General features: G+C 41.8%; 1 protein-coding gene. It reads left to right on the plus strand.

Annotated elements, in window-relative coordinates; genetic code table 11:
- The coding region (locus Q0212_RS09000) for an ATP-binding protein (RefSeq protein ID WP_297924676.1) at positions 1 to 1,013 on the plus strand (1,013 nt) is incomplete at both ends.

Below are 1,013 nucleotides of genomic sequence, written 5' to 3' on the forward strand. Positions count from 1 at the left end.
TTGTTACCTTGACCCATTCTTAAATACCAAGGGCAATTTTAATATTGCCGTGGCAGCCGCAAGTGGCGCAGGCAAAAGCTTTTTTACCCAAGACTATGTAAAAGCCATTTTGGGCAGTGGTGGTAAAGCTTTTATTATTGATTCAGGTCGTAGCTACGAAAATCTTTGCCAAATATTAGATGGTGAATACATTGATTTTGGCGAGGGTAATAACATTTGTTTGAACCCATTTACCACTATCTTAGAAGACCCCGTTGCTGGTGGAAATAACTTTTCAGAACAACTCCCTCTGTTGATTGCGTTAATTGGCACGATGGCTTCACCCATGGAGCCTATCTCTGCCAAGCATAATGCCATTCTTGGCAAAGCCATTTTAAGTGCATGGCAAAGTTTTGGTAACAAAACCACCATGACACAAGTTCAAAAAGCACTACAAAAATCGCCTGAACAGGAAGGACACGACCTCAGCATTATGTTGTCACCTTATTGCATTGATGGGGCATATGAACAGTATTTTGAAGGTGAAGGAAATATCAACTTTAAGAAAAACTTTGTGGTTTTAGAGTTAGAAGCCCTTAATGCCAAAGCGGATTTGCAGATTGTCGTTATCTTTTTACTGATGAAGCGTATCACTGAAGCGATGTATTTATCAGGCAGGGGGCAACGCAAAATCTGCATTATTGACGAAGCGTGGCGTTTATTAGGCAGTGGTAATAGTGCGGCTGTGATTGAAGAAGGTTATCGCGTTGCTCGTAAATACAACGGCAGCTTTATGACAGTCACCCAATCTCTGATGGATTATTACAAAGCCCCTACTGCAACAGCCGCCTACGTTAACAGTGATTTTGTTTTCTTATTACGTCAAAAGCCTGAGTCCTTAGCCGAAGTTGAAATGAAAGGTTACTTGGTGATGACACCTTTTGAAAAGCGTGTTTATGGCTCTATTACCACCTTCGGTGGGCGGTATTCAGAAATTGCCATTAAAAGCCCTGATGGTTTAGCGGTCGGGCAAT

This window comes from uncultured Agitococcus sp. (genome assembly GCF_937920075.1).
Lineage (GTDB): Bacteria > Pseudomonadota > Gammaproteobacteria > Pseudomonadales > Moraxellaceae > Agitococcus.